This window comes from Algihabitans albus (assembly GCF_003572205.1).
GTDB classification, from domain to species: Bacteria; Pseudomonadota; Alphaproteobacteria; order Kiloniellales; family DSM-21159; genus Algihabitans; species Algihabitans albus.
On sequence record NZ_QXNY01000001.1, the window covers coordinates 77,886 to 104,856 of the forward strand.

At 67.0% G+C, this 26,971-nt stretch carries 24 protein-coding genes and 1 other RNA gene; 10 read left to right on the plus strand and 15 right to left on the minus strand.

The window, feature by feature from the left end:
- Window positions 1–90 precede the first annotated feature (90 nt).
- Window positions 91–1,056 carry a LysR family transcriptional regulator gene (locus DBZ32_RS00370; protein ID WP_119165144.1) on the plus strand — a complete coding sequence of 322 codons (966 nt, stop codon included), beginning with the start codon at window positions 91–93 and terminating at the stop codon, window positions 1,054–1,056.
- Between the two features lie 221 nt (window positions 1,057–1,277).
- Here DBZ32_RS00370 and DBZ32_RS00375 read toward each other — a convergent pair whose 3' ends face one another.
- The 4 genes from DBZ32_RS00375 to DBZ32_RS00390 are packed head-to-tail and all read right to left on the minus strand — an operon-like array spanning window position 1,278 to window position 6,783.
- On the minus strand, window positions 1,278–3,947 hold the full coding sequence (locus DBZ32_RS00375) for an arsenate reductase (azurin) large subunit (protein ID WP_119165145.1): 2,670 nt from the start codon (window positions 3,945–3,947) through the stop codon (window positions 1,278–1,280).
- Between the two features lie 13 nt (window positions 3,948–3,960).
- Window positions 3,961–4,521: a Rieske 2Fe-2S domain-containing protein gene (locus DBZ32_RS00380; RefSeq protein WP_119165146.1), complete on the minus strand. Its 561-nt coding sequence runs from the start codon at window positions 4,519–4,521 to the stop codon at window positions 3,961–3,963.
- Window positions 4,508–5,638 (minus strand): cytochrome-c peroxidase, encoded by a 1,131-nt coding sequence (locus DBZ32_RS00385; protein WP_119165147.1) that lies wholly within the window; start codon window positions 5,636–5,638, stop codon window positions 4,508–4,510. The genes DBZ32_RS00380 and DBZ32_RS00385 overlap by 14 nt, the downstream gene beginning before the upstream one ends.
- An 11-nt stretch (window positions 5,639–5,649) precedes the next feature.
- Complete coding sequence (locus tag DBZ32_RS00390) at window positions 5,650–6,783, minus strand: cytochrome-c peroxidase (RefSeq protein WP_119165148.1); 1,134 nt, start codon at window positions 6,781–6,783, stop codon at window positions 5,650–5,652.
- Window positions 6,784–6,983: 200 nt separating this feature from the next.
- Here DBZ32_RS00390 and DBZ32_RS00395 point away from each other — a divergent pair, with 200 nt between their 5' ends.
- Complete coding sequence (locus DBZ32_RS00395) at window positions 6,984–7,730, plus strand: Crp/Fnr family transcriptional regulator (protein WP_119165149.1); 747 nt, start codon at window positions 6,984–6,986, stop codon at window positions 7,728–7,730.
- A 45-nt stretch (window positions 7,731–7,775) separates the two neighbouring features.
- Window positions 7,776–8,444, plus strand: coding sequence for a VOC family protein (locus DBZ32_RS00400; RefSeq protein ID WP_235829932.1), 669 nt, complete (start codon window positions 7,776–7,778; stop codon window positions 8,442–8,444).
- A 111-nt stretch (window positions 8,445–8,555) separates the two neighbouring features.
- On the opposite strand, the gene ssrA is transcribed toward DBZ32_RS00400, so the two are convergent.
- Window positions 8,556–8,631, minus strand: a transfer-messenger RNA (tmRNA) gene (gene ssrA / locus DBZ32_RS00405).
- Between the two features lie 313 nt (window positions 8,632–8,944).
- Between ssrA and DBZ32_RS00410 the strand changes: the two genes are divergently transcribed.
- Together DBZ32_RS00410 and folD are read left to right on the plus strand one after the other, a co-directional pair.
- Window positions 8,945–9,241 (plus strand): YggT family protein, encoded by a 297-nt coding sequence (locus DBZ32_RS00410; RefSeq protein WP_119165150.1) that lies wholly within the window; start codon window positions 8,945–8,947, stop codon window positions 9,239–9,241.
- A 161-nt stretch (window positions 9,242–9,402) separates the two neighbouring features.
- Window positions 9,403–10,317, plus strand: a complete 915-nt coding sequence (folD, locus tag DBZ32_RS00415; protein ID WP_119165151.1) for a bifunctional methylenetetrahydrofolate dehydrogenase/methenyltetrahydrofolate cyclohydrolase FolD — start codon at window positions 9,403–9,405, stop codon at window positions 10,315–10,317.
- Window positions 10,318–10,460: 143 nt separating this feature from the next.
- Here folD and DBZ32_RS00420 read toward each other — a convergent pair whose 3' ends face one another.
- Together DBZ32_RS00420 and DBZ32_RS00425 are read right to left on the minus strand one after the other, a co-directional pair.
- Window positions 10,461–11,318, minus strand: coding sequence for a phosphodiesterase (locus DBZ32_RS00420; RefSeq protein WP_119165152.1), 858 nt, complete (start codon window positions 11,316–11,318; stop codon window positions 10,461–10,463).
- On the minus strand, window positions 11,315–12,103 hold the full coding sequence (locus DBZ32_RS00425; protein ID WP_119165153.1) for an HAD-IIA family hydrolase: 789 nt from the start codon (window positions 12,101–12,103) through the stop codon (window positions 11,315–11,317). Before DBZ32_RS00425 ends, DBZ32_RS00420 begins: the two co-directional genes overlap by 4 nt.
- Before the next feature lie 188 nt (window positions 12,104–12,291).
- On the opposite strand from DBZ32_RS00425, the gene DBZ32_RS00430 reads away from it, so the two are divergent.
- Together DBZ32_RS00430 and DBZ32_RS00435 are read left to right on the plus strand one after the other, a co-directional pair.
- Complete coding sequence (locus DBZ32_RS00430) at window positions 12,292–13,488, plus strand: pyridoxal phosphate-dependent aminotransferase (protein WP_119165154.1); 1,197 nt, start codon at window positions 12,292–12,294, stop codon at window positions 13,486–13,488.
- A gap of 163 nt (window positions 13,489–13,651) precedes the next feature.
- Entirely contained in the window at window positions 13,652–13,876 is a 225-nt protein-coding gene (locus tag DBZ32_RS00435; RefSeq protein WP_119165155.1) for a hypothetical protein, read from the plus strand.
- 134 nt (window positions 13,877–14,010) lie between these two features.
- Here DBZ32_RS00435 and DBZ32_RS00440 read toward each other — a convergent pair whose 3' ends face one another.
- The 3 genes from DBZ32_RS00440 to DBZ32_RS00450 form a co-directional block, all read right to left on the minus strand.
- Complete coding sequence (locus DBZ32_RS00440) at window positions 14,011–14,385, minus strand: hypothetical protein (protein ID WP_119165156.1); 375 nt, start codon at window positions 14,383–14,385, stop codon at window positions 14,011–14,013.
- Between the two features lie 158 nt (window positions 14,386–14,543).
- Window positions 14,544–15,221, minus strand: coding sequence for a bactofilin family protein (locus tag DBZ32_RS00445; RefSeq protein WP_119165157.1), 678 nt, complete (start codon window positions 15,219–15,221; stop codon window positions 14,544–14,546).
- Window positions 15,222–15,237: 16 nt separating this feature from the next.
- Window positions 15,238–15,963, minus strand: coding sequence for an EI24 domain-containing protein (locus DBZ32_RS00450; protein WP_119165158.1), 726 nt, complete (start codon window positions 15,961–15,963; stop codon window positions 15,238–15,240).
- Between the two features lie 190 nt (window positions 15,964–16,153).
- Between DBZ32_RS00450 and DBZ32_RS00455 the strand changes: the two genes are divergently transcribed.
- From DBZ32_RS00455 to DBZ32_RS00465, 3 genes are all read left to right on the plus strand, one after another.
- A complete protein-coding gene (locus tag DBZ32_RS00455) occupies window positions 16,154–17,152 on the plus strand; it encodes an adenosine kinase (RefSeq protein WP_119165159.1) in 999 nt (332 codons plus the stop codon).
- A 67-nt stretch (window positions 17,153–17,219) separates the two neighbouring features.
- Window positions 17,220–19,037 carry a translational GTPase TypA gene (typA, locus tag DBZ32_RS00460; protein WP_119165346.1) on the plus strand — a complete coding sequence of 606 codons (1,818 nt, stop codon included), beginning with the start codon at window positions 17,220–17,222 and terminating at the stop codon, window positions 19,035–19,037.
- Window positions 19,038–19,111: 74 nt separating this feature from the next.
- Entirely contained in the window at window positions 19,112–19,960 is an 849-nt protein-coding gene (locus DBZ32_RS00465; protein WP_119165160.1) for a sterol desaturase family protein, read from the plus strand.
- Window positions 19,961–19,995: 35 nt separating this feature from the next.
- Here the strand turns inward: DBZ32_RS00465 and DBZ32_RS00470 are convergent, their stop codons facing one another.
- From DBZ32_RS00470 to DBZ32_RS00490, 5 genes are all read right to left on the minus strand, one after another.
- On the minus strand, window positions 19,996–20,640 hold the full coding sequence (locus DBZ32_RS00470; RefSeq protein WP_119165161.1) for a LolA family protein: 645 nt from the start codon (window positions 20,638–20,640) through the stop codon (window positions 19,996–19,998).
- 156 nt (window positions 20,641–20,796) lie between these two features.
- Window positions 20,797–21,495 (minus strand): LolA family protein, encoded by a 699-nt coding sequence (locus DBZ32_RS00475; protein WP_162906492.1) that lies wholly within the window; start codon window positions 21,493–21,495, stop codon window positions 20,797–20,799.
- Window positions 21,496–21,499: 4 nt separating this feature from the next.
- The gene (locus DBZ32_RS00480; protein WP_119165163.1) at window positions 21,500–23,929 is read right to left on the minus strand and encodes an FtsK/SpoIIIE family DNA translocase; all 2,430 of its coding nucleotides are present in this window, start codon (window positions 23,927–23,929) and stop codon (window positions 21,500–21,502) included.
- 102 nt (window positions 23,930–24,031) lie between these two features.
- Complete coding sequence (locus tag DBZ32_RS00485) at window positions 24,032–25,387, minus strand: aminotransferase class I/II-fold pyridoxal phosphate-dependent enzyme (RefSeq protein ID WP_119165164.1); 1,356 nt, start codon at window positions 25,385–25,387, stop codon at window positions 24,032–24,034.
- A gap of 286 nt (window positions 25,388–25,673) precedes the next feature.
- Window positions 25,674–26,930 (minus strand): multidrug effflux MFS transporter, encoded by a 1,257-nt coding sequence (locus DBZ32_RS00490; protein ID WP_162906493.1) that lies wholly within the window; start codon window positions 26,928–26,930, stop codon window positions 25,674–25,676.
- Between the last annotated feature and the right edge of the window lie 41 nt (window positions 26,931–26,971).

Genomic DNA, 26,971 nt, shown 5'->3' on the forward strand with positions numbered 1-26,971 from the left:
TGCAAAAACCGATCTTTGCGTGATCCAATCCTTTGCGCAAATGCCAATTTTTCGTAATAATATGCTTACATTGCATATTGTGAGAGCATCATGCGTCTCGAGTGGATCGAGGATCTCTTGGCCGTCATGGAGACCGGTTCACTCAGCCGGGCCGCGGAAAAACGCTTTTCGACCCAGCCTGCCTTTTCCCGGCGCATCCGCTCGATCGAGGAGCATATCGGGGTCGAACTGCTCGACCGCACTCGCAAACCGGTGCAGATCAAGACTTCCCTGCTCGATCAGCGCCAGCGCATGCAGGAACTCGCCGCCGGCCTGCGCCAACTGACACTGGATCTGAAGCGGCAGGACCGTACGGCACAAAATCGCGTGGTGATCGCCAGCCAACACGCCATCACCACCGCGATGGCGCCCCATCTGATCAACCGCCTGTCGGATCGGCAGGATCTCAGCATCCGTCTGCGCTCGGCCAATCGTAAAGAGTGTCTCATCCTGCTGATGACGCGGCAGGCGGATATCATTCTGATCTACGAGAGCGAGGGCGACAGGCTGGCCGCCGACGAGGATTTCCTGGAGCGCTGCGCGGTCGGCCGCGAACGGCTGGTCCCCGTCTACGCCACGAACCGCCTGACGCAGTTGAACGAAGCCTATGCTCTGGGCGAGCTGCCGGTCATCGCCTATCCTCCGGACGTCTTTCTCGGCAGCCTGCTGGAAGCCAAGGTCTTTCCCAGGCTGCCGGCCCGCAGTTTCATTCAAAGAAAGGCGGAAACGGCCCTGACCCCGGCGGCGCTCCAGCTGGCCGTGGCCGGCGTCGGGATCGCCTGGGTGCCGCGCTCTCTGGCCCTGGGCGAAATCGGCCGGGGCAGCCTGACGGAACTCGCCGGCAGCCTGCCCAGCAGCGAGCTCTTCATGACCGCCCTGCGCCTCACCACACCGAAATCAGCGGCGGAAGAGCGCATGTGGGCGACGGTTGCCGCTCTGTCGCAGGACGAGACCGCGCGAGATCTCCCGACCGGCGCCGTGCCCACGGCGCCCTTCGCGGATCCGATGGAGGCCTAGACCAGATAGTGATCGGTCGGACCCACCTATTGGGTCCGGCGATTCCGTTGAATCCAGTCTCGATTCGAAGTGTGAGAGTCTGTTTCTTGGGATCGGCGGAACCGCGAAGCGAGTCCATACCATCACAACAGGCTCTAGGCGGCGAGCATCTCCTAAGGAAAAAAGCGGCCCGCCGAAGCGGGCCGCCCTGAACCTCGAATCGAGACCTGTCGCGCAGGCCGCTAGCCGCTGACGATCGGCCGGGGCTTCAGCGACATCTCCAGGAAGTTCTCCTCGTAGGCCGAGGGCCCGATGCGGCGGAGCACGCCGCGGCCGAGCTTGTAGCGGTAGTTGCCGCTGACCGGGTCCGGCACTGCGTGGCAGACCGCGTTGGCCATCGAGCCCGGATAGTTGAAGGCCGCCTTCGCGACACCCGGGCGCATCTCGTCGGAGACAATGGCGACGGCGACGAACTGCCCGGTCGTGGTGCGAATATGCCCGTTCTCCATCAGCTTCGTGAAGCTGAGGTCGTCGGACTTCACGCCGACCGGCTCGCCCTCCTGAACATAGACCGTGTCGTTGAACCCCTCGACCAGATCGCCGGACTCGATGCCGTGCGGCGCGGCGTCGTCGGGATGGATCACGATGTGCGGCCAGGGCCAGCGCCGGGCCAGCTCGGGCTTGCGCAGATCGTCGAAGCCGGATTGCCAGGTCTCGTTCACCCGGCCGTTGGTGATCCAGATTTCCCCCTTTTCGGCCCGCGGCTTGATCGCCTCGTAGAAATCCGACCAGCTATCGTTGACCCAGGGTGTCTTCAGCAGGTTGGCCTTGCCGGTGTGCGTCCCGAAGGCATAGAGCCACTTCTTATCGGTGGTCACGTCCTCCAGCTCGCCCCAGTCGTTGTCCGGGTCGTGCAGACGGGGCGTCCCGGTCAGCTCGCCGTCGACCATGCGGATCGGCGTCTGGATGCCGGTCGTCCCATATTCGCGTAGCTTCTCGTGACCCGCCTTGCCTTCCCGTTTCGCCTGGACCGCCAGGGCGTAGTAGTTGAGAACGCCGTTGCGGGAATGGCGCGCCGCCTCCTCGAAAATCTCGTTGGAGTCGGTCCAGTCGAAACCCTCGAAGCCCATCTTCTGGGCGAACTGCGAGACCGCCCACCAGTCCGGCTTGGCGTCGCCGGGCGCGTCGTTGAATTTGGAATAGAGACGCAGGCGGCGTTCGGCGTTGCAGCGGGTGAAGTCCACCTCGCCCCAGCCGGCGGCCGGCAGCACGATATCGGCATACTGCGTGTTGAGCGGGTCGACCGGATAGATGTCGGAGTCGACCAGCACCATGCCGCCCGATTCGACCCGCGCGATCAGCGTCTCGATCAGATGGTCGCGGTTGACGTTGGTGGCGTGATGCGGATTCCGCACGGTCAGGTCGGCGACCCGCGAGGACAGCGCCTGTGACGCCAGCATCGCCGGGAACCAGGTCAGGCCGATGGTCCACATGAACTTGACCTTGCCGTCCATCACCCAACGGTCGACGTTGAGCGACTTCTTGCGCCGTCCGGGATGCTTTTCGGGGCTCAGGAAGCCACGGCCGCCGCCGGCGCTCATGCCGCCGCGCTGATGACCGCCGCCGCGCGAGATTACCTGGCCCGGACGGTTGCCCGCCCCGCAGACCAGGGCCAGCGACGCCAGGGAGGCGGTGTTCATGTAGTTGTTGGACCAGTAGTTGCCCTTCTCCAGCATGAAGGAGGTCTTCGGGCGGCTGCCGTCGTCGCGCGGACGCGCGATCATCTCCGCCGCCGCCTCGATCAGGTCGGCGTCCAGTCCGGTGATGGCCGCGGCTTCCTCCAGCCGGGCGGCCGGCTCGTTGGCGATGAAGTCCTGATAGTCCTCCCAGTCGCTCTGCCAGCGGCCCCAGGTCGTCCGCCACTGCCAGCGCGTGTTGCGGGTGCCGCGTCCGTAGCCGGACTCGATCTCCCAGCGGTTGTTGACCCAGCGCTCGATGAAGTCCTGGTCCTGCCAGCCGTTGTCCAGGACGATCTTGGCCATGGCCAGATGCAGGGCGGTATCGGTACCCGGCGTGATCGGCAGCCAGAGCCCGCCGTTCTGCAGGCCGTACTCCACGCCCATGGTCCGGTGCGGCGTGACGAAGATCATCTTCTTCGCCGGATTCTCGCCGTACATCATCCACTCGGTGAAGAGCACCGTTTTGGTCTCGTAGGGATCGACGCCCGACAGGAAGGCGACGTCGCAGGCGCCCCAGTCGGCGTAGGAGGCGGAGAAGGAGTTGACGCCGCTGTCGTCCAGACCGGCGGCATCCTCCGCCGCCTGCGGCTTGTCGTGCGGCGCGAAGACCGGCGTGCCGATCCCCCGGTTGACCAGCTTCGAGATCGCGTAGGTGTTCTCGAAATACTCGTATGAATAGGCCTTCATGCCCCAGGCGTGCTCGCCGTGAGTCCGGAGCACATGCTTGGAGACCTCGGCCATCACGTCGGTGACCAGATCCCAGGAGACGGGCGTCAGCACGCCGGCCACGCGGACCATCGGATACTTCAGCCGGTCGCGGGTCGGGGTCCTGGGATTGTAGATCTTCTGGGCCAGGGTTCCGCCACGCACCGAGTGGTTGCCCAGGGGGTTCACCACCTCGGTATCGGGATCGGGCATCACCACGACATGGTGTTCCTGGCCTTCGTGGATCGCGATGTTGTGCTGCGACGGCGAGATCCAGGACCCGCCCGCCGTCGGGAAGTCGATCCCGAGCGCGTTCTGGTCCGCCGCTGGACCACCCTCTTGGCCCACGGGCCAGCGATAGACGCGGTAGCCGCAGGCGACGATGCAGTAGGAGCAGGCCGTGGTCAGCAACTCGGCGGTCACCGGCGGCAAGGGCACGCGTTCGATATTACCAATGATGTCGGTCATTACAGTGCTTCCCTTACGCCCCGGAGGGATTGCGGTTGTAGCCGTAGAAGAGCCCCATGACGCCGGTCGCCACGATCTCGTCGCCGTCGGCCTCCAGGACGATCTGCGGCAGGCTGACGCTCGCGTGACCGGAGACGACCATGCCGTGCTTGGTCAGATCGAAGGTGGAGAGGTGCAGCGGGCAGGGCCCCATGACGCTGTGCTCGGCCTTGAAGGTGCCGGTCATGTAGCTGCCCATGTGCGGGCAGACGACGTTGAAGGCGACGACGTTGCGGTCCGGTCCGATCCCGCCGCCGGCGGGTTCGTTCAACATCACCAGGGCGTTCTCGATATCGTCGGTCGGGTAGGTGAAGGAAACCTCGGACCCCGGCTGAAGCTCCGACAGGCGTCCGATCACCTTACGGGTATACCCGCTGGAGACCAGCTGCTGGGCCATCGCGCCGCTGCCCACGGTGGCGAGCACGGCCACGGCGCTGCCGCCGAGGATCAGGAACTCGCGGCGCGCCATACAGAGACCTGGCTGTTGGACTTGCCGTGCGCGAGACGCGGGCTCTTTCAGATCAGTTTTGCTCATCGGGAAACTCCGCCCAGGTTTGGGTTTGCGGCAATTCGGGAGGGTCTTGCAGGAGAGGCTCGTCCATCGACAGGGCCTCCAGGAAGGCCACGAGATCGGCCTGCTGCCGGTCGTCCAGGTCGAGCGGAGAAAGCACCGTGTTACCGGCACCGCCGCCCCCGTTGTAGAAGGCGACCACTTCCTCCAGCGTCGCGAAGACGCCGTTGTGCATATAGGGTTCGGTCCAGCGCAACTCGCGCAGGGACGGCGTGCGGAAGCGCCCCTTGTCCTCGGGCCGCTTGGTCACGTGGAAGAGCCCCAGGTCGTCGTCGCCCGCGCGGTAGACCGCCTCGGGCACACCCTTCTGATAGAGCTCCCAGCGCAAGGTGATCTGGAAGAGCGAGTCGTCATCGAACTGAGGCGCGGCGGGAACGCCCAGAGCATAGTAGCGCTGGTCGGACGCCAAGGCGCCGTTGTGACAGGCGATGCAGCCCGCCTGCCCTTCGAACAGGTCCCTGCCCCGCAGCGCGCCTTCCGAGAGGGCAGTCTCGTCGCCCGCCAGATAGCGGTCGAAGGGCACCTGCTCCGGGTCGGTTACCAGAGTCCGCTGATAGGCGCCGATGGCCTGCCAGGCCTGGGAGATCTTCGGCCAGTCGGTCCCGAAAACCTCGCGGAAGGCCTCGACGTACTCCGGCACGAAGCGCAGCCGCATCTCCATCATGGAGCCGTCGCCGTTGCCGGCCACGCCGCCGCCGGCCGCCGCCGGGGCCTGAGCCTCCAGCGAGGTGACGCTGCCTTCCCAGAACAGCTTGTTGTAGTAGGCGCTGTTGAGAATCGTCTGGGAGTTCCGCCAGTGTTCGGTGCCCGGATAACCGAAGGAGATCGGCGTCGCGGTACCCCAGCCGAGTTCGGGCAGGTGACAGACGGAACAGGCCATGGCGCCGTTGCCGGACAGCCGTCCGTCCCAAAACAGCTGCCGGCCGAGTTCGACCTTCTCCGGCGTCATGGGATTGTCGGCCGGGACCGGCACCGGCGGCAGGGTGGCCAGAGGCGGAAGCTCCTGGGCGGCGGCGGCGAGGCCGGCGACCGTCAGAAGACCGGCGGCCAGAGACCCCAGCAGTAAACGACGAGATGTCATCGCAGTCTCTCCTAATTCTCGCCGCGGGCGCGGAGTTGGTACGCGGGCAGCTCGGGCCGGGTCGCGTCCGGCGCGGCGCCGGTCAAGCTCTCCAGGAAGGCGACCAGATCGCCCTTCTCCTCGTCGGAGAGATCGAGCGGCGGCAGGCTCTCCGTGCCCACGTCGTAGAAATCCACGACCTCCCCCAGCGTCTCGAAGACGCCCGAGTGCATGTAGGGCGCGGTCTGACCCACATCCCAAAGGGACGGCGTGGCGAAGCGGCCGATATCCTCGGCCTCCTTGGAGATCACGTAGGCCCCGACGTCCTCGCGCAGGTTCATGTAGTTGGGCGTCCCCATCGTCGCGTAGAAACGCAGCATGGTGATCTGGCGGTCGGCCTCCTGTGCCAGTGCCGGATGGTCGGGCACGCCGGTCGCATGCCTGCCGCCGTCCGACAGCATCGACCCGCTGTGACAGGCCGAGCAGTTGGCCTTGCCGGCGAAGACGTCCATGCCGCGCCGCGCCTCCGCGCTCAGGGCGTCCTCATCTCCGCGCAGAAAGAGGTCGAAAGGTGCATCGACCGTGCGGATGGTCTTCAGGTACTCGGCGATCGCACTGTAGATCCGCCCGCCGTAGGGATCTGTGCCGAAGACCGATTGGAAGGCCTCCGCATAGTCCGGGATCTGCTTCAGCCGCTCCTGCATCAGGCGGCTGTCCATCTGCATGGTGTGCGACTCGGTGATCATATCGCGCACGAGGGTCGGCAGATCTGCACCGTCGAGCCGCCCGTCCCACATGAAGAAGTTGCGGTTGGCGACGTTGAACAGCCCCGGCGCGTTCCGGAAGTAGAGCACGCTCGTGTAGCCGTTCGACAAGGCCATCCCGTCGCCCCAGCCGAGATCGGGCGCGTGGCAGGTCGAACAGGAGCTCGCCGTGTCGCCGGAAAGACGCGGGTCGAAGAAGAGCGACCGGCCGAGGTCGGCCTTTGCCTGGTCGATCTCCGGAACGTCCGGAAGGGGGGCGAAGACTTCGCCGTCGGCCTGCTGCGCTCCCGCAGCCGATACGCCGAGCACGAGCACGGCCAAGCCGGCGGGCACGATCTTACCCCACTTCGACAACCAACCGGCGGGCTCACCGCCCCGCTCGGATGCGCCTTCTTGGGTCATCTCTTATCCCTCGTTTCGATCTCATCCCAGCCCAACAAAAACAAAATTTTGGATCCACTGCATTGACTGCAATCAATGCAGACACTGCCAAGTCGGCGTTTCTGAAAGAAATTCGGACTGCGGGGCAAAGAAAAAACCGAACGTAGACAAATGAAAAGACGCGAATAACTATTCGCCATCTTGAATAAGAGGGCAATCTTATGGTGAAGAGCACCTGCGCTGCCTGCCAATTCTCCCGAGCGAACAAGGTGATCTGCAGCGTGATGAAGGCCTCGGACCGCAAGGCGCTGTCACGCCGGTCTTGCAGTTTGTCGCTTGGGAAAGGAGAAATTCTGAGCAGCGAGCGCCTGAGCGACTGGCCGGTCCTGGCGATCTGCGGCGGAGCCATGGCGGTGCAGACCTGGCTCAGCGACGGCCGGCGCTCGCTCTCGCAACTTTTTCTTCAGGCGGACCTGATCGAGCTGCGCAGGTCCCCCCGCCCCTTCACCGGAGAGCTTTTCGCTCTCCGCCCGACCCACCTCTGCGCGCTGCACGGGCGGACGCTGGACGAGATCCGCTGGACCGACCGGAGCGTCAGCCAAGCCTACGACGCCCAGATCGCCGACCAGACTCATATCCTGCGCGACCACTGCGTCAACATCGGCAAGAAGACGCCGGCGGAACGCCTCGCCTCCTTCCTGCTCGAGCTATCCGGCCGGGCGGTCGACGCCGCAGACGAGCTTGACGGCAAGGGCGGGAAACTCGACCTCCCCATGAGCCACGCGGAGATCGCGGACTACCTGGCGCTGCAACCCGAAACGGTGTCGCGCGTCTTCGCCCGAATTGCCGACGAACACCTCATCACCCGCCCGGCCCGCAACACGACAAGCATCCTGGACGCCCCCGAACTCGCCCGCATCGCCGGCGGCGGCCGGCCCAGGCGCCGCGTCGTGGGCGGCGCCGAATAGCTCGTTACGGCGCCGGCTTATCGGCCTACAGTCGATTTGATCTCTATGCTCGATCAGACCGGGGGCCGAAGCTCAGTGCTGCAGCTCGATCATCTGACCGTTATCGCTCCATCGCTGGCCGAAGGCGTCGATCATGTCCGCGCCTGCCTCGATCTCGACATTCCCTACGGCGGCACTCACCCGCAAATGGGCACGCACAACCATCTGCTGCGATTGGGCGACGACGTCTACCTGGAGGTCATCGCCGTCGATCCGAAGACGCCTGCGCCATCGGGACCGCGATGGTTCGGCCTCGGCGATGCGGAGACCGTTCGTTCGGATTGGGCAGATGGCCGGCGCTTGAGAGGCTGGGTTGTACGGACCACTCGGATCGATGCCGTTCTGGCCGAACACGGCGACCGGTTTGGAAAGAAAATCCGGGGCTCGCGCGGCGGCCGGTACTTCCTGTTTTCCTTGCTGCCCGATGGCTCTCTACCCTTGAATGGGGCCCTTCCGCCCGTGATCGACAGAGGCGACCGGCCTCCGCCCGCCACGAGGATGGAAGACCAGGGCGCCCGCCTCACGGACGTCCTGCTCGAACATCCCTCTCCCGACGAGATCGCAAGACTCTACGCGCAGCTCCAGATCGGCAGTCCGCCGCTGGTCCGGGAAGGCCCGATAGTTCGATACTCCGCGAAAATCGACACGCCGAGCGGGATGAAGGTCTTGCAGTGACAGGCGCTGCGCAATGACAGGCATCGCGCAGGGACAGGCGTCGCCCGGGCCGACTCGTGCAAAGCCGGTTTCCGGCGCCGTCATACCTTGGCCGCTCGACGCGAGAAAAAGTGGTGGAGCCGAGGGGAATCGAACCCCTGACCTCAGCAGTGCGATTGCTGCGCTCTCCCAACTGAGCTACGGCCCCGACCGGGACGGAGGGCCTTTACACGCCGGCTTCGGCGATGCCCCCTGTCGAGGCGGCGGATATTGGGTAGCGGCCCGCTCCTTGTCAATATAGGGGGGCAATAAGAGGGCATGACGCCGGGGCGCTTTGGGGGCCGCCCCGCCTCCGGGCGAAACGTCTTGCCATTTTCGCTCGCTATCCGCACATCTAGCGGGCCTGCGTCCGGTCCCCGGGGATCCGTTCTCCCTGGAAAACCGTGCCGGGCCCATTAGAAGCCGTCGGCCGGTCGTGGCCGGTCAGGCCCGACCTCGGCGAAGGAGCCATCGCGCAACTCATGTCCGCCTTGCTTTGGCTGTTCGATACAGTCGTTCAGATTTACCTGATCTTCCTGATCGCCTCGATCGTGCTGTCGTGGCTGATCGCCTTCAATGTGGCGAACCCCTACAACCAGTTCGTCTACACGATCCGGGATTTCCTGGCCCGGGTCACGGAGCCGGCGCTGCAGCCGATCCGCCGCATCCTGCCGGATCTCGGGGGTATCGACCTTTCGCCGATGGTGCTGATCATCGGCATTATCTTCGTGCAGCGTCTGGTCCACGAAGCCTTCCGATCCTTCGCTTACGGCATGTAACGCCCCGCGGCGCAGTTCCGATCCGGGCGAGGCCTCCTCTGCGACGCTTCTCCGCCGCCGCGCGTCGCCGCGCTGTCGGACGACAAGGGCTGGACGGCATCGGCGGGCAGATCGTAAAGCCGTGCGGATATGACGGGTCGAGCGGGGGGAAGCAGAGGGCGATGACGGCTGAGATCATCGACGGCAAGGCTTTCGCGGCCGGGCTGCGCGCCAGAGTGGCGGAGCAAGTGGCCGCGCTGACGGCCGATAACGAGGCGGGCGGGGCCGGCGGCGGCCTGAGACCCGGCCTCGCCGTGGTTTTGGTCGGCGACAATCCGGCCAGCGAGGTCTACGTCCGCAACAAGGCGCGCCAGACCCTGGAGGTCGGCATGCGCAGCTTCGAGCACCGCCTGGAGGCCTCGACTAGCCAGGGCGAACTGCTGGCCCTGGTCGAGCGTCTGAACCGCGACCCCGCCGTGCACGGCATCCTGGTTCAGCTTCCGCTGCCGGAGCAGATCGACGCCGCCGCGGTGATCAACGCGATCGACCCGGCCAAGGACGTCGACGGCTTCCACATCCTCAACGCCGGGCGGCTCGCGACCGGACAGGACGCGCTGGTGCCCTGCACGCCGCTCGGCTGCCTGATGCTGCTGCAGGCGCGTTTCGGCGACCTTTCCGGTCAGCGCGCCGTCGTCCTGGGCCGCTCCAACATCGTCGGCAAGCCGATGGCGCAGCTCTTGCTCGGCGCCAACTGCACGGTCACCTTGGCCCACTCGCGGACCCGCGATCTGCCGGCGATCTGCCGCGAAGGCGATATCCTGATCGCCGCCGTCGGCCGGCCCCGGATGGTGGAGGCCGGCTGGGTCAAGCCCGGCGCAACCGTGATCGACGTCGGGATCAACCGCCTGGAGCCGGAGACGCCGGGCGGCAAGGGCCGGCTGGTCGGCGACGTGGATTTCGACGCGGTCCGGCAGGTCGCCGGCGCGATCACTCCGGTACCCGGCGGCGTCGGCCCCATGACCATCGCCTGCCTGCTGGCCAACACCCTGACCGCCGCCTGCCGCGCCACGGGCCGGGCGGCGCCGAAATTGCTCTAGCTCTCGAGTCCAGAGCAGGATCGCCCGAGGTGGACTCGCTCTGGCGATCCCCCTAAGGCGTGACTCCTACTCTCACCATCAGGTTAGAGGGCGATTCACGTCTCGGGCGGACGCGAAGCGCTTCCGCCCGAGACGATCGCGCTCTAGACGGCGGGACGGTCTGCTGGAGCTTCCTCCAGCGGCGGCAGCTCGGTCAGCGTCTGAGCCGGCTCGGTCGCCTCGGTCATCTCGAAGCGCGGGCTGTCGTCCAGATAGGCCTGCACATGCATGACGACGGCATCGGGCCGCAGCAGGACCACGCCGTAGGCCGGCGGTTCGTGGCTGCCGGGCACATCCTCGCGATGGAACTGCAGCAAGACCTGATGGTTCGTTCCCGGCAGGGTCGAGTAGGGCAGGCCGTGCCAGGACCCCGCGATGGTGCGATGGATGTGGCCGAAGAAGATGTGGCGCAGGCCGCCCTGGGCCTGCAGCAGCGGCAGCAGAGCTTCGGCGTTCTGCAGGCGGATCGCATCCATGCCCGGAATCCCCAGGTCGAGCGGCGCATGGTGCAGAAACAGATAGACCGGCCGGCCCTTCGCCGCCGCCAGAGTCCGCTCCAGCCACTCCAGCCGGGCGTCGCAGAGACGGCCGCCGTCGCTGCCGGGCACCAGGGTGTCGAGGAAGACGAAAAGACCGGCCTCGGTTTCCTCGGCCCACTGCACGAAGCCCTGCGGGTCGGTCGGGCTGTCGGGAAAGGCGGCCAGGAAGTTGGTGCGGTCGTCGTGATTGCCCGGGATCAGGCGATAGGGCGGCGCAAGCGCGTCGAGCGCAAGCTTGAGATCGGCATAGGCCTCCGGCTCGCCCCAATGGGTCAGGTCGCCGGTCACCACCACCATCGCGGCGTCGGCATGCTGCCGGTTGATGTCCGCCACCGCGGCGGCGAGCCGCGCCCGGGGGTCGAGGGCGAAGAGCTTGCGCGGGGCCGGCACCACATGGGTGTCGGTCAGATGGATGAACTTCAAGCGACGGCTCCTTCAGGGTCGGGTCCGTGAGGGTCGGACGCAAGCGCGAGCAGGCTTGCGAGGTCGGGGGCGACGGCGTCCGGGTGGGTCCCGATCAGGAGGGCCGGGATGCCCAGGGATGCGGCGCCGGCACGATCGGTGCGGGGATTGTCGCCGAGCATGACCGCATCCTCCGCGGCGACGCCGGTCGCGTCGAGCGCCGCTTGGAACAGGGCCGGCTCCGGCTTGCCGAAAATCCGCGGCGTGACGCCGGGCGCCACGGCCCGCACCGCTGCCAGCAAGGCTCCGGTCTCCGGCACCGGAGCTTTGCTGGGTCCGGGATGGGTCAGGTCGGGATTGGCCACCCAGAGTTCCGCGCCTCCGGCCAGCGCTCCGGCAATGACCTGGAGCCGGCCGTAGTCGAAAGCGGTGTCGCGGCAGAGCGCGACGATCGCCGCATCCTCCCGGCCCGGAAGGATACCGAGCCGCTCGGCCAGGGCCGGCAGATCGCCGGCTGCGGCAAGCAGGACCCGCGCGTCCGGCCGCTCGCGCCTCAGGCGGCGCAGGAGGGTCTCCCCGGCCAGATGAATGCGGGTCGGCGCGATCTCCAGCCCCCCAGCCGCCAGGGTCCGCGCGAGGCCCTCCGCCGTGTCGGTGGAGTTGTTCGATACGAGATGCAGGCGGGCGCCCCGCCGCGCGGCCAGGTCGGCCGCCCCCGGCAGCGGCCGGTTGTTCACGGCAAGACAGCCATCGAGATCGGCAAGCAGCAGATCGGCGGAGATCAGGCGGCGGGGATCGACGAACATGCTCTCTACCTGCCATCGTCATTGTGACGGTTGCAATCACCGACGTCCGGCAAAGACCGCGAGTCCGACAACTCGGCCCAAAGAGATCGAAAACCCTGCGTCACCGGGACAATCGCGGCCTTGCGGCCCGACCGCAAAGCGGTTAGCGAAGACGATTGTGTCTCAGCCGATCCCTGGTCAGACAAGCCATGCCCGATAAACCGCACGACGACGCACCCGCTCAAGCGGCCCCCCTGCCCCTGCGCCCCGAGGTGGAAACGCTGGAGGAATCGCAGATCGTCGAGGTCTGGAAGCTGGGTTTCGGGCGCGACGACGTGATCGGCCTGTGGGTCGGGGAAGGCGACGCGCCGACGCCGGATTTCATCAGCGAGCCGGCCATCGCCGCGCTGCGGTCGGGCCAGACCTTCTATTCCATGAAACGCGGCCTTCCGGAGATGCGGCGCGCGCTGGCCGACTACTCCGCCCCGCTCTACGGCCTTCGCCCCGACGAGGCGCGGATCACCCTGACCCAGAGCGGCATGAACGCCATGATCGTGGTGTTGCAGGCCTTCCTGCGGCCGGGGGACCGGGTCGCCATCGTCAGCCCGATCTGGCCGAACATCGTGTCGGCCGTGCGTTTGCTGGGCGGCGAGCCGGTACAGCTTTCGCTCGACCACAGCCCCGACGGCGGCTTTCGGCTCGACATGGACAAGCTGGAGGCTCTGCTGAAGACGGGCGTGCGGGCGCTCTTCATGGCCACGCCCGGCAATCCCACCGGCTGGATGCTGGACGAGCAGGGCATCGCCGAAGTGCTGAGTCTGACCCGCAAGTACGGCGTCTGGCTGATGGCCGACGAGGTTTACAACCGCTTCACCTACGAGCGGCTCTCGGCGCCCTCCTTCCTGGCGCAAGCCGACCCCGAGGAACCGGTGATCGCCGTGAACTCCTTCTCGAAGGCTTGGGCCATGACCGGCTGGCGCCTCGGTTGGATCGTCCATCCGCCGGTGCTGGGCGACGTCTTCGACAAGATCATCGAGTTCAACACCTCGGGCCCGCAGGCCTTCCTGCAGCACGGTGCCATCGCCGCCCTGGAACAGGGCGAGCCCTTCGTCGCCGAGATGGTGGAGCGCTGCCGGCGCGGGCGCGACTTGGTCTATCAAGGTCTCGCCGACCTGCCGCGCGTGACCCTGGCCAATCCGCCGGGCGCCTTCTACAGCTTCTTCAAGGTCGAGGGCGTGGACAACTCCCTGGCCTTCGCCAAGCGCCTTGTGCACGAGGCCGGCGTCGGTCTCGCGCCCGGTTCCGCCTTCGGCCCCGGCGGCGAAGGGCATCTGCGGCTCTGCTTCGCGAGCTCCGAAGCACGCCTCAGCGAGGCTTTGGAGCGAATGCGACCCCTCCTGTCTTAGACGCGACAAGTAATTGGAATTTCTAAAGAAATCCTTGTCCAACGTCTGCGCTGACTGCATGAGCGCTGCGTGAAACCGGCATTGGCGCCGGAGCGGCCGGGGCAATACTTCCGACTCAAGCGGTCCGCCGCCGGGCAAACCTATTTGAGCCGGAGTTCAGTTCATGGCCTACAGACCCTTCGTCGCCGACAGCACCATCCCCGGCCTGGGTGCCAGCGATCTCGTGCGCCGCGCCGCCGTCCACCTTGGAGACAACGTGACGGGGTTCGGTGCGAATTTGCGCGCGGAAATCTTCGCGGCCCGTGAGGAGCTGCGCTTGCGCCGCGACCTCCGGAATCTCGGAGCGGAAGCCCTGACCGACATTGGCCTCGACCGCGATCATCTCTAGAGCGGGGTGTCTGCGGCCGGCGGACGCGCGAAGCGATTCCCTACGGTCGCGATCCTGTCCAACGATTTCTCGCCAGACCGGATCCAACGCAATCGTCTGACCCACGAAATGGGTCAAACCGATCGCTACCCGGTTCAGGAGTCGACGCGCGCCTGGAGCACCCCGTTCAAGCAGGGGGCTACATCCGTGGCATGGGCCGCGCCGTCGCGGGCCTCGACATGTACGACCTGAATGTCATCCGCCGTGACGGCATAGAAGAAAACGTCCAGCACGCAGTCCCCGCCTTCGTACTGCCAGACCTCGGCCGGCCGTTCCCGGCGCTGCGCCTTCGGCTGGCCGAGCGCGGCCAGCAGACGTTCGGGCGCAGCGCCGATCAACTCACCGGGACTGCGCGGAGGGGAGACCTCGACCGCGGACAGGGTTCTCGTCTGCAAACTCCCGACAGTCCGGTCCGGTTGGCCGGTCGCACAACCGGCCAGCCATAGGGTCGCGGCCAAAGCCGCCACCATCGGCGCTATCCTAGACACGCCACGTCCCCCCAAACACCACTAACGAACCGATCGTGAGACATCCTCGTTTTGAGAAGGATGCGCTCGTCTTCGCCCGGCTCAATCGAAGCCGGACCTTTCCAACTGGCCTCAGGCGTCCCACCCGGGACGCGGCGCGATCAGCCTGCCGCGCCGCCGGCCTTCGCCGCGCTGCCGGACTCGCCCTGACCCTTGCCGTCTTTCTTGTCGGCACCGAACATCGGCGTGTCCTTATCGCCCTCGACGGCCGCGACCTTCGATTTCGAAGCTCCGTTGCCGAGCTGCTGCTGAGCGATTTCCTCGATGCTGCCGTTCACACGGCCACCACGCTCGATCTCCAGTTCGGCATAGCGAAGGGTTCCCTTCACCTGGCCGGTCGACCGCAGGACCAGCCGCTCGCGCACCGTCAACTCGCCGTCGAAGGTGCCGCTGACCTCGGCGATATCCACTTCGGCCCGGCCCTTGAAGAGGCCGCTTTCGGCGATCTCGAGCACCTGAGCGTCGGCCAGATCGGCCTCGACCTGCCCTTCCACCACCAGCTTGTCGCAAGCGGTGATCTCACCGGCGAGCCGGATATCGCGGCCGACGATCAGTTTTTTCATCTCGCCGTCGCCGCCGCCCTGGCTGCTTGCGGGCTTGCGAGCCGCGGCGGCGGAACCGGCGCCACCGGACTGGTAGCCGGCCGGGCGAACCGGCGGCTGCGGCTGGCGCTCCAACAGAGCCGAGGCATCGGGCTTGCTGGAGCGGGACGCCGTCCGGGAGGCATCGCTGCTGTTGTCTGTGGACTGAGGCGTATCGGGCTTGCGCTTGCCGAACATAACGAATCCTTTCACATCACGCGGGGGAGGGAACGGAGGCGCCCACGCTCTTGCGGCGCAGGCCCTCGAAGACGTGCAGCATGAAGGCGGCGGCCACCAGCGGCACGATGATGTTGAAGATGGGAATCCACATCAGCAGCGCGATCACCAGTCCGGCAAAGAAAACTTTGCCGCCATTTTGCTGTCTCAAGTCGCGCACCTGGTTGGATGCGGTGCGGCGCACGGCGATCATTTCGAAGTACTCGCGTCCGAAAAGATAACCGTTAACGCCAAAGAACACAAAAGGCGCGAGCGGCGCAGCGATAAGATAAAGCGGAAGCAACAACAGATTGAGACCGACGGTGACGGTCAGGAGCTTCAGGCCGTCGCCGACCGCTTCGCCGAAGGGCTGCTCGCGGGCCGGCGGCAGGTCCGGGTAGTGCCGTGCCTCGACCGCCTGACAGACCTTGTCGATGAAGAGACCGCTGATGATCCCCGCTGCGACGCCGGGAAAGAGAATGGCGGAGGCGAAAAGCAAGGCGACGAAACCGCCGAGACCGACCAGCCACTCCAGCAGACCGGCCCAGAAGCCCTCCACGCCAAGCCAGGACTGCAAGCCGGCCGCGCCGGCCGACAGGCCCCAGGCGGCAAGAGCCCAGACCAGCATCAAGAGACCGGCCGAGAGAGTCAGGGTCAGCCAGATCACCCGACGCGAGGCGGGGTCGGAGAGCTGGCCGAACGCTTTGCTGAGAGCGGATACCATAAGCGCGCGTGTTAACCCGATCCGCCGTGTCTCTCAAAGTGGCATTTTCGGGGCGATTGCGGAGGTACGAACGACCTTGGCCAATATCGCCGCCGCAGCGAGTCCGCTGGACCTTCCGCTTCGGCTCGGGTAGGGATTGCGCCGGCAGCTAAGGGCAAAGCTGTAAACAGATCTATCGAATGGACGGACCATGACCGCAGCCGAGCTGGACGTGGTGGGAATCGGCAACGCCATTGTCGATGTCCTGACACACGCCGACGACGACTTCCTCGTCTCCCACGGTCTCAACAAGGGCTCCATGACCCTGATCGACACCGAGCGGGCCGAGGCGCTTTACGGCGCCATGGGCCCGGCGGTCGAGGTATCGGGAGGCTCCGCCGCCAACACGATGGCCGGCATCGCTTCGCTGGGCGGCGCGGGCGGTTTCATCGGCAAGGTGCGCAACGATCAGCTGGGCGGCATCTTCGCGCACGACATCCGCGCCGGGGGCACCACCTTCCGCGCCCCGCCGGCGACGGACGGCCCCCCGACCGCACGCTGCCTGATCTTCGTCACACCCGACGCCCTGCGTACGATGGCCACCTATCTGGGCGTTTCCGTGCAGTTCGGGCCGCAGGATCTGGATCTGGATCTTCTGCGCAGCGCCAAGGTCGTCTACCTGGAGGGCTACCTCTGGGATGCTGAACCGGCCAAGAAAGCCTTCCTGGAGGCCTCCAAGGCTGCCCATTCGGCCCAGCGCAAGGTGGCGCTCAGCCTCTCGGACCCCTTCTGCGTCGAGCGGCACCGCGCCGCCTTCCGTCAGCTCATCGAGGGTCATGTCGATATTCTTTTCGGCAACGAGGCGGAGATCGTCAGCCTGTTCGAGACGCCCGACTTCGACAGCGCGCTGCAGCAGGCGCGCGGCCACTGCGAGGTGGTGGCCCTGACGCGCAGCGAGAAGGGCTCCGTCGTGCTGGCCGGCGATGAGGTGCATGTCGTCGACGCCATTCCGATGGGACCGATCGTCGATACGACCGGAGCCGGCGACGCCTATGCCGCCGGTTTTCTCTACGGCTACACCCGGGGACTCAGTCTTTATCGCTGCGGCGAGCTTGGGTCCCTTTGCGCGGGCGAGGCAATTTCCCATATGGGGCCGCGACCGGAACGTTCGCTGAAACAGCTGGCGTCCGAAAAACTCAACCTTACGTGAGATCTGCGACGTGACTGAAACCAAGGCCCAAGCCGGCCAGCCCCAAGGCAGCGCGGTTAACCCCGGCCTGCGCAATTTGGCGATCATCGCCCACGTCGACCATGGCAAGACGACCTTGGTCGACCAGCTTCTGCGCCAATCCGGCAGCTTCCGCGAAGGCCAGCAGGTGGCAGAGCGCGCGCTCGATTCCAACGACCTGGAGCGCGAGCGCGGCATCACCATCCTGGCCAAGTGCACTTCGGTCGCTTGGAAGGACCTGCGCCTCAACATCGTCGATACGCCGGGTCATGCCGACTTCGGCGGCGAGGTGGAACGCATCCTCTCGATGGTCGACGGCGCGCTGCTGCTGGTCGATGCCGCCGAAGGCCCGATGCCGCAAACCAAGTTCGTGCTGGCCAAGGCCCTGAAGCGCGGCCTCGCGCCGATCGTGGTGATCAACAAGGCCGACAAGCCCGACGCCCGACCCTTCGAGGTTCAGGACGAGGTCTTCGACCTTTTCGCCGCTCTGGGCGCCGACGAGCGGCAACTCGACTTCCCGACGCTCTTCGCCTCCGCCAAACAGGGCTGGGCCGTCGAGGATCTGGAGACGCCGCGCGAGACGCTGGCGCCGCTGTTCGATCTGATCGTCCAACAGGTACCTGCCCCGCAGGTCGAGCCGGATGCCCCCTTCGCGATGCTGGCCACCACGCTGGAGTCCGACCCCTTCGTCGGCCGCATCCTGACCGGGCGGATTCATTCCGGCGTCGCCACGGTCAACATGCCGGTACGGGCCCTGTCGCGGAACGGCGACCTCTTGGAGGAAGCCCGGCTGACCAAGCTGCTGGCCTTCCGCGGTCTTCAGCGCGTGCCGGTGGAGCGGGCCGAAGCCGGCGACATCGTCGCCATCGCGGGCCTGGCGAAGCCGACCGTGGCGGACACCCTCACCGCACCCGGCATCGAGACGCCGCTGCCGGCAGAGCCAATCGATCCGCCGACCCTGGCCATGACCTTCTCGGTGAACGATTCGCCCCTGGCGGGCCGCGAGGGCGACAAGCTGACCAGCCGGATGATCCGCGACCGCCTGCTGCGCGAGGCCGAAGGCAACGTCGCCTTGCGCATTCAGGAGACGGTGGACAAGGACGCCTTCGAGGTGGCCGGGCGCGGCGAACTGCAGCTCGGCGTCCTGATCGAGACCCTGCGGCGCGAGGGCTTCGAGCTTTCCATCAGCCGTCCGCGCGTCCTTTTCAAGGAAGAAGGCGGCCAGCGGCTCGAGCCTCTCGAAGAGGTCACGGTCGACGTCGACGAGGAGTTTTCCGGCGCCGTCGTCGAAAAAGTCAGCCAGCGCAAGGGCGAGCTGACCGAGATGCGCCCCTCCGGCGGCGGCAAGCAGCGCCTGGTCTTCCTGGCGCCGGCCCGCGGGCTGATCGGCTATCACGGCGAATTCCTGACCGACACGCGCGGCACGGGCGTGATGAACCGCGTCTTCCACGGCTACACCCCCTACAAGGGCCCGATCACCGGCCGCCGCTCCGGCGTGCTGATCTCCAACTCCGACGGCAACGCGGTCGCCTACGCTCTCTGGAATCTGGAGGAGCGCGGCGTCCTCTTCGTCGAACCCGGCACGCCGGTCTACCTGGGCATGGTGATCGGCGAGAACAGCCGTCCCGGCGACCTGGAGGTCAACCCGACCAAGGCCAAGCAGCTCTCCAACGTGCGAGCCTCCGGCAAGGACGACGCGATCAAGCTGACCCCGCCGCGCCGCATGAGCCTGGAGCAGGCCCTGGCCTACATCGAGGACGACGAGCTGGTCGAAGTCACGCCGCAGTCGATTCGCCTGCGCAAGCGACTGCTCGATCCCAACGCACGCAAGCGCTGGGAGAAGAAGCGCGCCGCCGAGGCCGTATAGCGGCGCGGCGCCTCACCTTCGTTTCACACCCCCGTGTCTTGCCGGATACCCCGGTTTCGGCCATCTAGCGGGGTATGGAAAGCGCAATTCAGTTCCTGCTGTCCTGGAAGGCGGTGCTGGTCGGAGGGTGGCTGGCCGCCTTCTTCCTGGCCGAACGGCTGCGTCCGGCCGCGCAGCCGCCGGTCCGACCGCGCGGCGGCGAAGCCGGGTTCGGGGCCAAACGTCTCGCCCGCAATGCGGGTCTCTGGCTCGGCAACGCCGGGTTGTCGCTGCTTTTCGTGGTGCCGGTCAGCCTCTGGGCGGCCAGCGTCAGCCTGGACTGGCGGCCGGCCTGGTGGTCGGGCTGGCAAGGCCTGCTGATCGACCTGATCATCCTCGATCTGGCGATCTACTGGTGGCACCGGGCCAACCACGAGATTCCCGTCCTCTGGCGCTTCCACGAGGTCCACCACCTGGACCGCTTCCTCGACACCACCACGGCGGTTCGCTTCCACTTCGGCGAGGTCGCGCTCTCCGCCGCTTTCCGGGCCGGCCTGATCGTTCTGCTCGGCCTGCCGATCGTCTCGGTCCTGGTGTTCGAAATTCTGGTTCTGGTGGCGGCGATCTTCCACCACTCCAACCTGCGCCTGCCGCCGGGCCTGGAGCGCGCGCTCGGCCGGCTGGTAATTACGCCGAACCTTCATTGGATGCACCATCACGCGGTACGGCGCGACACCGACAGCAACTACGGAACGATCTTCAGCTTCTGGGATCCGCTGTTCGGCTCGCGGAATCCCAACCCGCGTCGCCTGGGCATGACCATCGGGGTCGAACGCCGCGTGGAACAAAGCCTGCCGCAACTTCTGCTGCGGCCCTTCCTCTCCGAAACGGCGCGAACCACCCCGCCGCTGCCGGCGTCGACATCATCCGCACAGGACGGCTAGCCGACAGGCCGCATTGCGCCGGCGAAGTGCGAGACCTACCGCCCGAGACCCACGTTCGGAAGGCCTCGGCTCTCGAAGCGGGCGCTGTCGACTGCCACGCCCCAGAGCGGGTCCACCAAGGAGACCTCCGTCGCTATGCCCTGGGCATCGATCACGGTCCAGCCGAGCAGGGACAGAGGCTGCTCCGCGAAGCGCAGCACCAGTTCACCGCCATCCGGAGCCCCGGCATCCCGGACCCGCACCGACAGCTCCGCCGGTGAGCGCCGGAAGCCCATGACCTCGATGCCGTCGCTCAAGGTCGCCTCCTCCTTGAGCACCAGCCAAAGCGGGGTCTGCCACAGCGGCACGAAGGTAGGCTGTTCCAGCTCGCGGTCGTAGTAGAGCAGCTCCAGCCCATTGGCGATCATCAGGATCGGCACGGGAGGATCGTACTCGAAGCGCATCTTGCCGGGCCGGTCGAGCCAGAGCGTGCCCCGCGCGAAGCCGCCGTCGGAGGACACCTGGATGAAACGCGCCTCCAGCGTGCCGATGGAGCGCAGGTGGGACTCGAGCCGCTCCAAGTCGTCGAGATCCTGCTGAGTCAGCTGAAGCGGCTCGGACGCCCGAACCGAAGCGACCGGCGCGGCGACGGCGACGACCAAGCCGAGAATCAACGTCGCGAGCAGGTGGCGGAAAACCATACGGAAAGGCTCCTTGAAACAGATGAGGAAGGAGAACAAGACCGGCGGATTGTGGCATCGCTGGGGTCGGCTGACGGCGCCGGAGAAGATCGCAGCGCTAGAGGCCGGGACGCGCCCCGACTCAGCGGGCACGTCGGCATGCAAGCCGGACGCGACTCAGTTGTCGCCTCCGCTGCGCTCCTCCAGGCCGACATTGGGAAGATCGCGATATTGGAAGAGAGAGTCCTCGAGAGCCACGTCGAACTGCGTGTCCACCAGCGACACTTGAATGATGTAGCCCTGCTCGTCGACCACGCTCCAGCGCCGCAGCTCCAGGGGGCTGTCGCTGAACAGCAGATCGACCTGCGCCCGGCCCAGCGCACTCCGGCCCAGCATCGAGACCAGCAGCGCACCCTGGCCGCGCTCGACGGCCAGGATCTCGACGGTATCGGTGAAGTCGATGGGATCGCGGGTCAGGAACCAGAGCGGCGATTGCGACAGCGGGATCTGCGAAGCGCTCTCGATCGACTTGTCGTACATCACCATGGTGTGGCCGTCGGAGATGAGCAAAAGCGGCACCGGAGCATCGTACTCGAAGCGCAGCTCGCCGGGCCGGCGCAGATAGATGTCGCCCTCGCTGAAATGACCGGTCGAGGTGATCTGCACGAAACGGCCGTGCACCGTACCGATTTGATTCAGGTAGTCCTCGGCACGCAACAGATCTTCGCGATCCTGCTCCGTCAGCGGCTCCGGCGTGCGCCAGGGGGCCGCGTCTTCTTGCGCGGAGGCCGCGGCCCCCGTCAGCAACAGGGCCAAAAGCAACAGGCCCGGCAGCGGGACGGCGGCGGTTCGCAACAGGTCTTTGAAGAGGCGCACCGCTCTAGTCTCCGTCAGGTCCGTGATCGGGCAGCAGGATCTCACGCTTGCCGACGTGGTTGGCCGGCCCCACGATTCCCTGCGCCTCCATCTCTTCTACGAGATTGGCCGCCCGATTGTACCCGATTTGAAGTTGACGCTGGATGAACGAGGTGGAGGCCTTGCGATGCTGGGCCACGACTGCGACCGCGCGGTCGAACAACTCGTTGCCGCTCCCGCCGCCCGGACCGCCGCCGGTCAGACCCAGGTCGCCGCCACCCGCATCCAGCTCGTCCGTGACGCCCTCGACATAGCTGGGTTCGCCCAAGGCCTTAAGGTAGGCCACCACTTCCTCGACCTCCTGGTCGCTGACGAAGGGGCCGTGGACGCGGGCGATGCGGCCGCCATGGGCCATGTAGAGCATGTCGCCCATGCCCAGCAGATGCTCGCCGCCCGATTCGCCCAGGATGGTGCGGCTGTCGATCTTGCTGGTGACCTGGAAGGAGATGCGGGTCGGGAAGTTGGCCTTGATGGTGCCGGTGATGACGTCGACCGAGGGGCGCTGGGTCGCCATGATCAGATGGATGCCGGCCGCGCGCGCCATCTGCGCCAGGCGCTGGATCGCGGCCTCCACCTCCTTGCCGGCGACCAGCATCAGGTCGGCCATCTCGTCGACGATCACGACGATGTAGGGCAGCGTCTCCAGCTCGAAGGGCTGTTCCTCGTGGATCGGCTGGCCGGTGTCGGGATCGAAGCCGGTCTGCACCCGCCGGGTCAGGACCTCGCCCGACTTCTGCGCCTGTTCGATGCGGGCGTTGTAGCCGTCGATATTGCGCACGCCGAGCCGGCTCATGGCGCGGTAGCGCTCCTCCATCTCGCGCACCGCCCACTTCAGCGCGACGACCGCCTTCTTCGGCTCCGTCACCACCGGGCTGAGCAGATGGGGAATGCCGTCGTAGACGCTCAGCTCCAGCATCTTCGGATCAACCATGATGAAGCGGCACTTGTCGGGTCCATGGCGATAGAGCAGCGAGACGATCATCGCGTTGACCGAAACCGACTTGCCCGAGCCGGTGGTGCCCGCGACCAGCAGGTGCGGCATGCGGGCGAGGTCCACCAGTTGGGGATGGCCGCCGATATCCTTCCCCAGCACCAGCGGCAGATTGCCGCCCGCCTTCTCGAAAGCGTCGGCGGCGAGCAGCTCGCGCAGATAGACCGTCTCGCGCTTGGCGTTGGGCAGCTCGATCCCGATCACGCTGGAGCCCGGGACAACGGCGACACGTACGGAGATCGCCGACATGGAACGGGCGATGTCGTCGGCGAGATTGACGACGCGGCTGGTCTTGGTGCCCGGTGCCGGTTCCAGCTCGTAGCGCGTGACCACCGGACCGGGGCGCACCTTCACGATCTCGCCCTTGACCCCGAAGTCCTCCAGCACGCCCTCCAGAAGCCGGGCGTTCTTCTCCAGCGCGTCCTGACTCTGCGCGCCCTCGCGGCTACGCGGCGGCTCGGCGAGCAGCGCCAGCGGCGGCGGCTCGTAGCTGCCGTTTTCCAGCGCGAGGCGGCCCTGGGCCGCCTCGCGGCCGCGTTTGCCCGGCTGCGGCTTCGACTTCGGCTCGACGCGCGTCGCGACGGCCGGCTTCGGCGGCGGCGCGCTGACCGCTTCCTCCGCCGCATCCGCGCCGAAGTGCGGCTCGGCCCGGCGCTGGCGTTTACGGGCCGCGGCTCTGGCTTGACCGGCCTCCTCGGGCTGCGGCCGCCGGTTCAGACGGCGCAGCGCCCTGTAGCCGACGGCGATCCCTTGACCGGCGACGGCCGAGGCCCGCCGCGCGCCACGTCCGGCGGCACGATATTCGCCACCTTCCAAGGCGACCAGATAGACGAAGGCCGCCGTCGCCGGGACCGCCGCCAAAGCCGCCCCGATCCAGTCCTGCCAGGGGCCGAACCAGGAAAGCATTTGGGTCAAGTGGGCGAGCAGCAGGTCGCCGACGAAGCCGCCGAGATCGGCCGCCTGTACCCAGCCGGCGGGGCGCGGCAGGCCGTCGAGCGCCGTCGCGGCCAGCAGCAACATGAGCGGAAACAGGGCCAGACGCAGGCCCCAGCGCGGCAAGGCCTTGTCGCGCAGCAACCGCCAGGCCCAGCCGAGCAGAACCAGCGCGACCAGACTCGCCGCCAGGCCCAGCGTGGCCAGCGAGAAGTCGGCCACCCAGGCGCCGGGCCGGCCCAGCAGATTCCGTACGGCCGCATCGGTCGCGACGTTCGGACCGGGATCGCCCGGATGATAGGTGAGGAGCGCCAGCAGGCCAGCCAGACCGAGCGCCAGAGCCAGACCGCCGAGCGCTTCGGCACCGCGTTTCCTGAGGAAGTCGCCGGCGCCGGCGGGCAAGAGCCTGCGCCCGCCCGCGGCCTTCCCGCCGCTGCGCCGCTTACCGCTCGTTGCTCCCTGGAGTGCCATTATCCGCGAACTGCCATGTCCGTTACCGAAGTGTCTGTTACCGGGTGTTCGTTCCCGAGTGTCGATCCCCGCCCCGCCCGTGCCGAGCGCTCTCGCTCCCCCCTATCGTCCGATCCCGTCGCCGAGAACCTCGACCAGGCGGGTGAGCGCGCGCTCCGTGGTTTCGCCGTCGTAGACCAGGGCGACCCGGATGTAGCGTTCGCCGGCGTTGTCGGGCAAGTCGGCGGGTCCCGCCATATAGGCGCCCGGCAGCACGCGCAGGCCCGCCTCGGCCCAGAGCTTGCGGGCCGCCGCTTCGCCGTCGCCGACGTCGAGCCAGAGAAAGAAGCCGCCGGCCGGCCTGCTGTAGCCATAGCGGCCCGCGAGGGCCCGCTCCGCCCGTTCGAAGAGATCGCCGTAGTAGGCCCGAGTGCGCGCCGAAAGATCGTGGTCGCGCCAGAGGCGGGTGCCGGCGCGCTGGATCGGCAAGGGAACGCCGGCCCCGCCGATCCGCAGGCAGGCATCGACCCGCTCGACCAGTTCCGGATCGCCGGCCAGAAACCCGCAGCGCAGCCCCGCCGCGCTGGCGCGCTTGGAGAGCGAGTGAAACACCAGCAAGCCCTCCAGCGACCCGCCCTCGGCCGCCGCGGCCTGCAGCGCGCCAGCCGGCGGTGCGTCCAGATAGACGTCGGCGTAGCACTCGTCGGCCAGCAGCGTGAAGCCGCAGGCCCTGGCCAGATGCAGTGTGGCGCGCCACCCCTCCAGATCCAGGGCCGTTCCTTGCGGATTCGACGGACTGCAGAGATAGGCCAGCAAGCTGGTGCCGAGGGTATGGGCCGGCAGATTGGCCAGATCCGGCAGGAAGTTCGTGTCCGCCGAGGCCGGCACGAAAACCGGCGCCAGGCCCGCCACGGCCGCCGCACCCATGTAGCAATGGTAGCCTGGAGAGGGCAGCAGTACCGCGTTGCGCTCGGGCTCGCCGTCGGCGGCCGCCGTCGCCAGGGCCAGGGCGGCGAAGAAGAGGCCTTCGCGGCTTCCGGGAACCGGCAGCACATGCCGCGCCGGGTCGAGCCAGCCCGACGGCAGCTCGTAGCGGCGCTCCAGGTAGGCGACACAGGCTTCGGCATGCTCGCTGGTGCCGCGCGGCGGCGGGTAGCGGCCCCAGGCGCCCAGATCCGCCGTCAGCTCGTCCAGGACGTAGGCGGGCGGGGGGGTCTGCGGGTCGCCGACCGACAGGTTGATCGGCGCACCGTCCGGGGCCGGCGACGCCCCTGGCCGGATGTCGGCGAGCAAGCCGTTGAGCCGGATGAAGGGGTGAAAATCGCGCGGATCGCGCCGCCGTGCCGGACCTTGATGGGGCAGCACGTGATTTTGCGGCGCGTGCAGCGGTAGCGGTAGCGGGCTCGGATCTCCAGCGGACTCTCTCGCCGAATCGCGCGGCATCTCTGCCGGCACTCCCATATCGGGCGCCGTGGACATGGACGACGGACCCCCTTCCCTCTATGACGACGCAGGGTTGGATCGAATCGCCGATCCCCCTGCGGGCCTCTTGCGGTGAACATTCTGTGTACCATGCCGTGTTACGGCAGGGACAAACCAAAAACGATAACCTGATCGTTCAAAGGTTTAGCAAACTCTTGGGGGATACGCGCCGCGACTCCCAAGATGTCGTCAGAACGAATCGTGTTTGTTCACCCTTCCGAGTCGACTCGAAGTCGCGCCCGATTCGCACGGCATCGACCCAAGATCTAGTATGCCAGCTCTTTCAGCGTTCCACAGCCGCGTCGTCCGATCCCGTCGAGGGCTCGGGCCAGATCCTGAAGGCCACCTGATGCACCACAACGGCGATCAGAGCACCAAGGGTCATGACGTAAACCACGGCATAGGGCTCGAAACCCTGCAGGAAACCGACGGACTGACTGGTGGCGGCCCCCAGGCCGAGCTGAAGGAAGCCGGCCAGTCCCGCGGCCGTGCCGGCCAGGCGCGGATTGACGCTGACCGCGCCGGCGATCCCGTTGGGAATCGCCAGGCCGTTGCCGAGCGCCACCAACATCATCGGCGTGAACAGCGCCCAGGGCGCCAGCGCACCGGCCAGAAACAGACCGAGGGCGGCCGCCGCGCCGAGGAACGCCACGACCGTACCCAGGGCGACCATCCGCTCGACCCCCAGCCGTTCGGAGAAGCGCCCGGCCAGGCCGTTGCCGGACATGTAGCCGAGGCCGGAGAGGATGAACCAGAGGCCGTATTCCACCGGACTCCGGCCCAGCACTTCGACCATCACGTAGGGCGCGCCGGCGAGGAAGGAGAAGAAGACCGAGGAGGTGAAACCCGTCGTCAGCGCATAGGCGTTGAACCGCGGGCGCCGCAGCAGCCAGCCGTAACCCTCGATCAGGCCGCGCCCTCCGCCGCCGAGGCTGCGCGCATGATGCGTTTCGTGAAGGTAGGCGTGACAGGCGAGCACCACGCCGACGCCCGCCCCGGCCAGCAGCCAGAAACCCGCGCGCCAGTCGAAAGCCTGGTCGAGCAGACCGCCGACGGAGGGCGCGACCATCGGGGCCAGAACCCAGGCCATGGTGATATAGCCGATCATGCTGGCCGCCTTGTCGCGGCCGTAGAGATCGCGAACGATCGCGCGGGCCAGTACGATCCCGGCCGCCCCGCCCAGCGCCTGAGCCAGCCGCGCGGCGATCAGCAGTTCGATGCTGGGTGCCGCCGCCGCCGCAAGGCTGCCCGCCACGAACAACCAGAGCCCCGCAATCAGCATCGGCCGTCGCCCGAAGCGGTCGGACAAGGGCCCATAGACAAGCTGCGCGGTCGCCAGGCCGATCAGATAGAGGGTCAGCGTAAGCTGGGCCGTGGCGTAGGGAATGCCGAAGTCGGCCTGCAGGCCCGGCATCGAGGGCACAAAGAGGTTCAGGGCCAGCGGCCCGATCGCCGAGACGGCGACCAGAATCAACAAGGATGGCTTTGGCTGAGACGCTGCGCCCGCGTCGCGGGCCAGCGCCGCCTCGTCACGTGGCATTTGGGCAAGTCCTATCGGCTGACGGGAGCTTAGGGCACTGC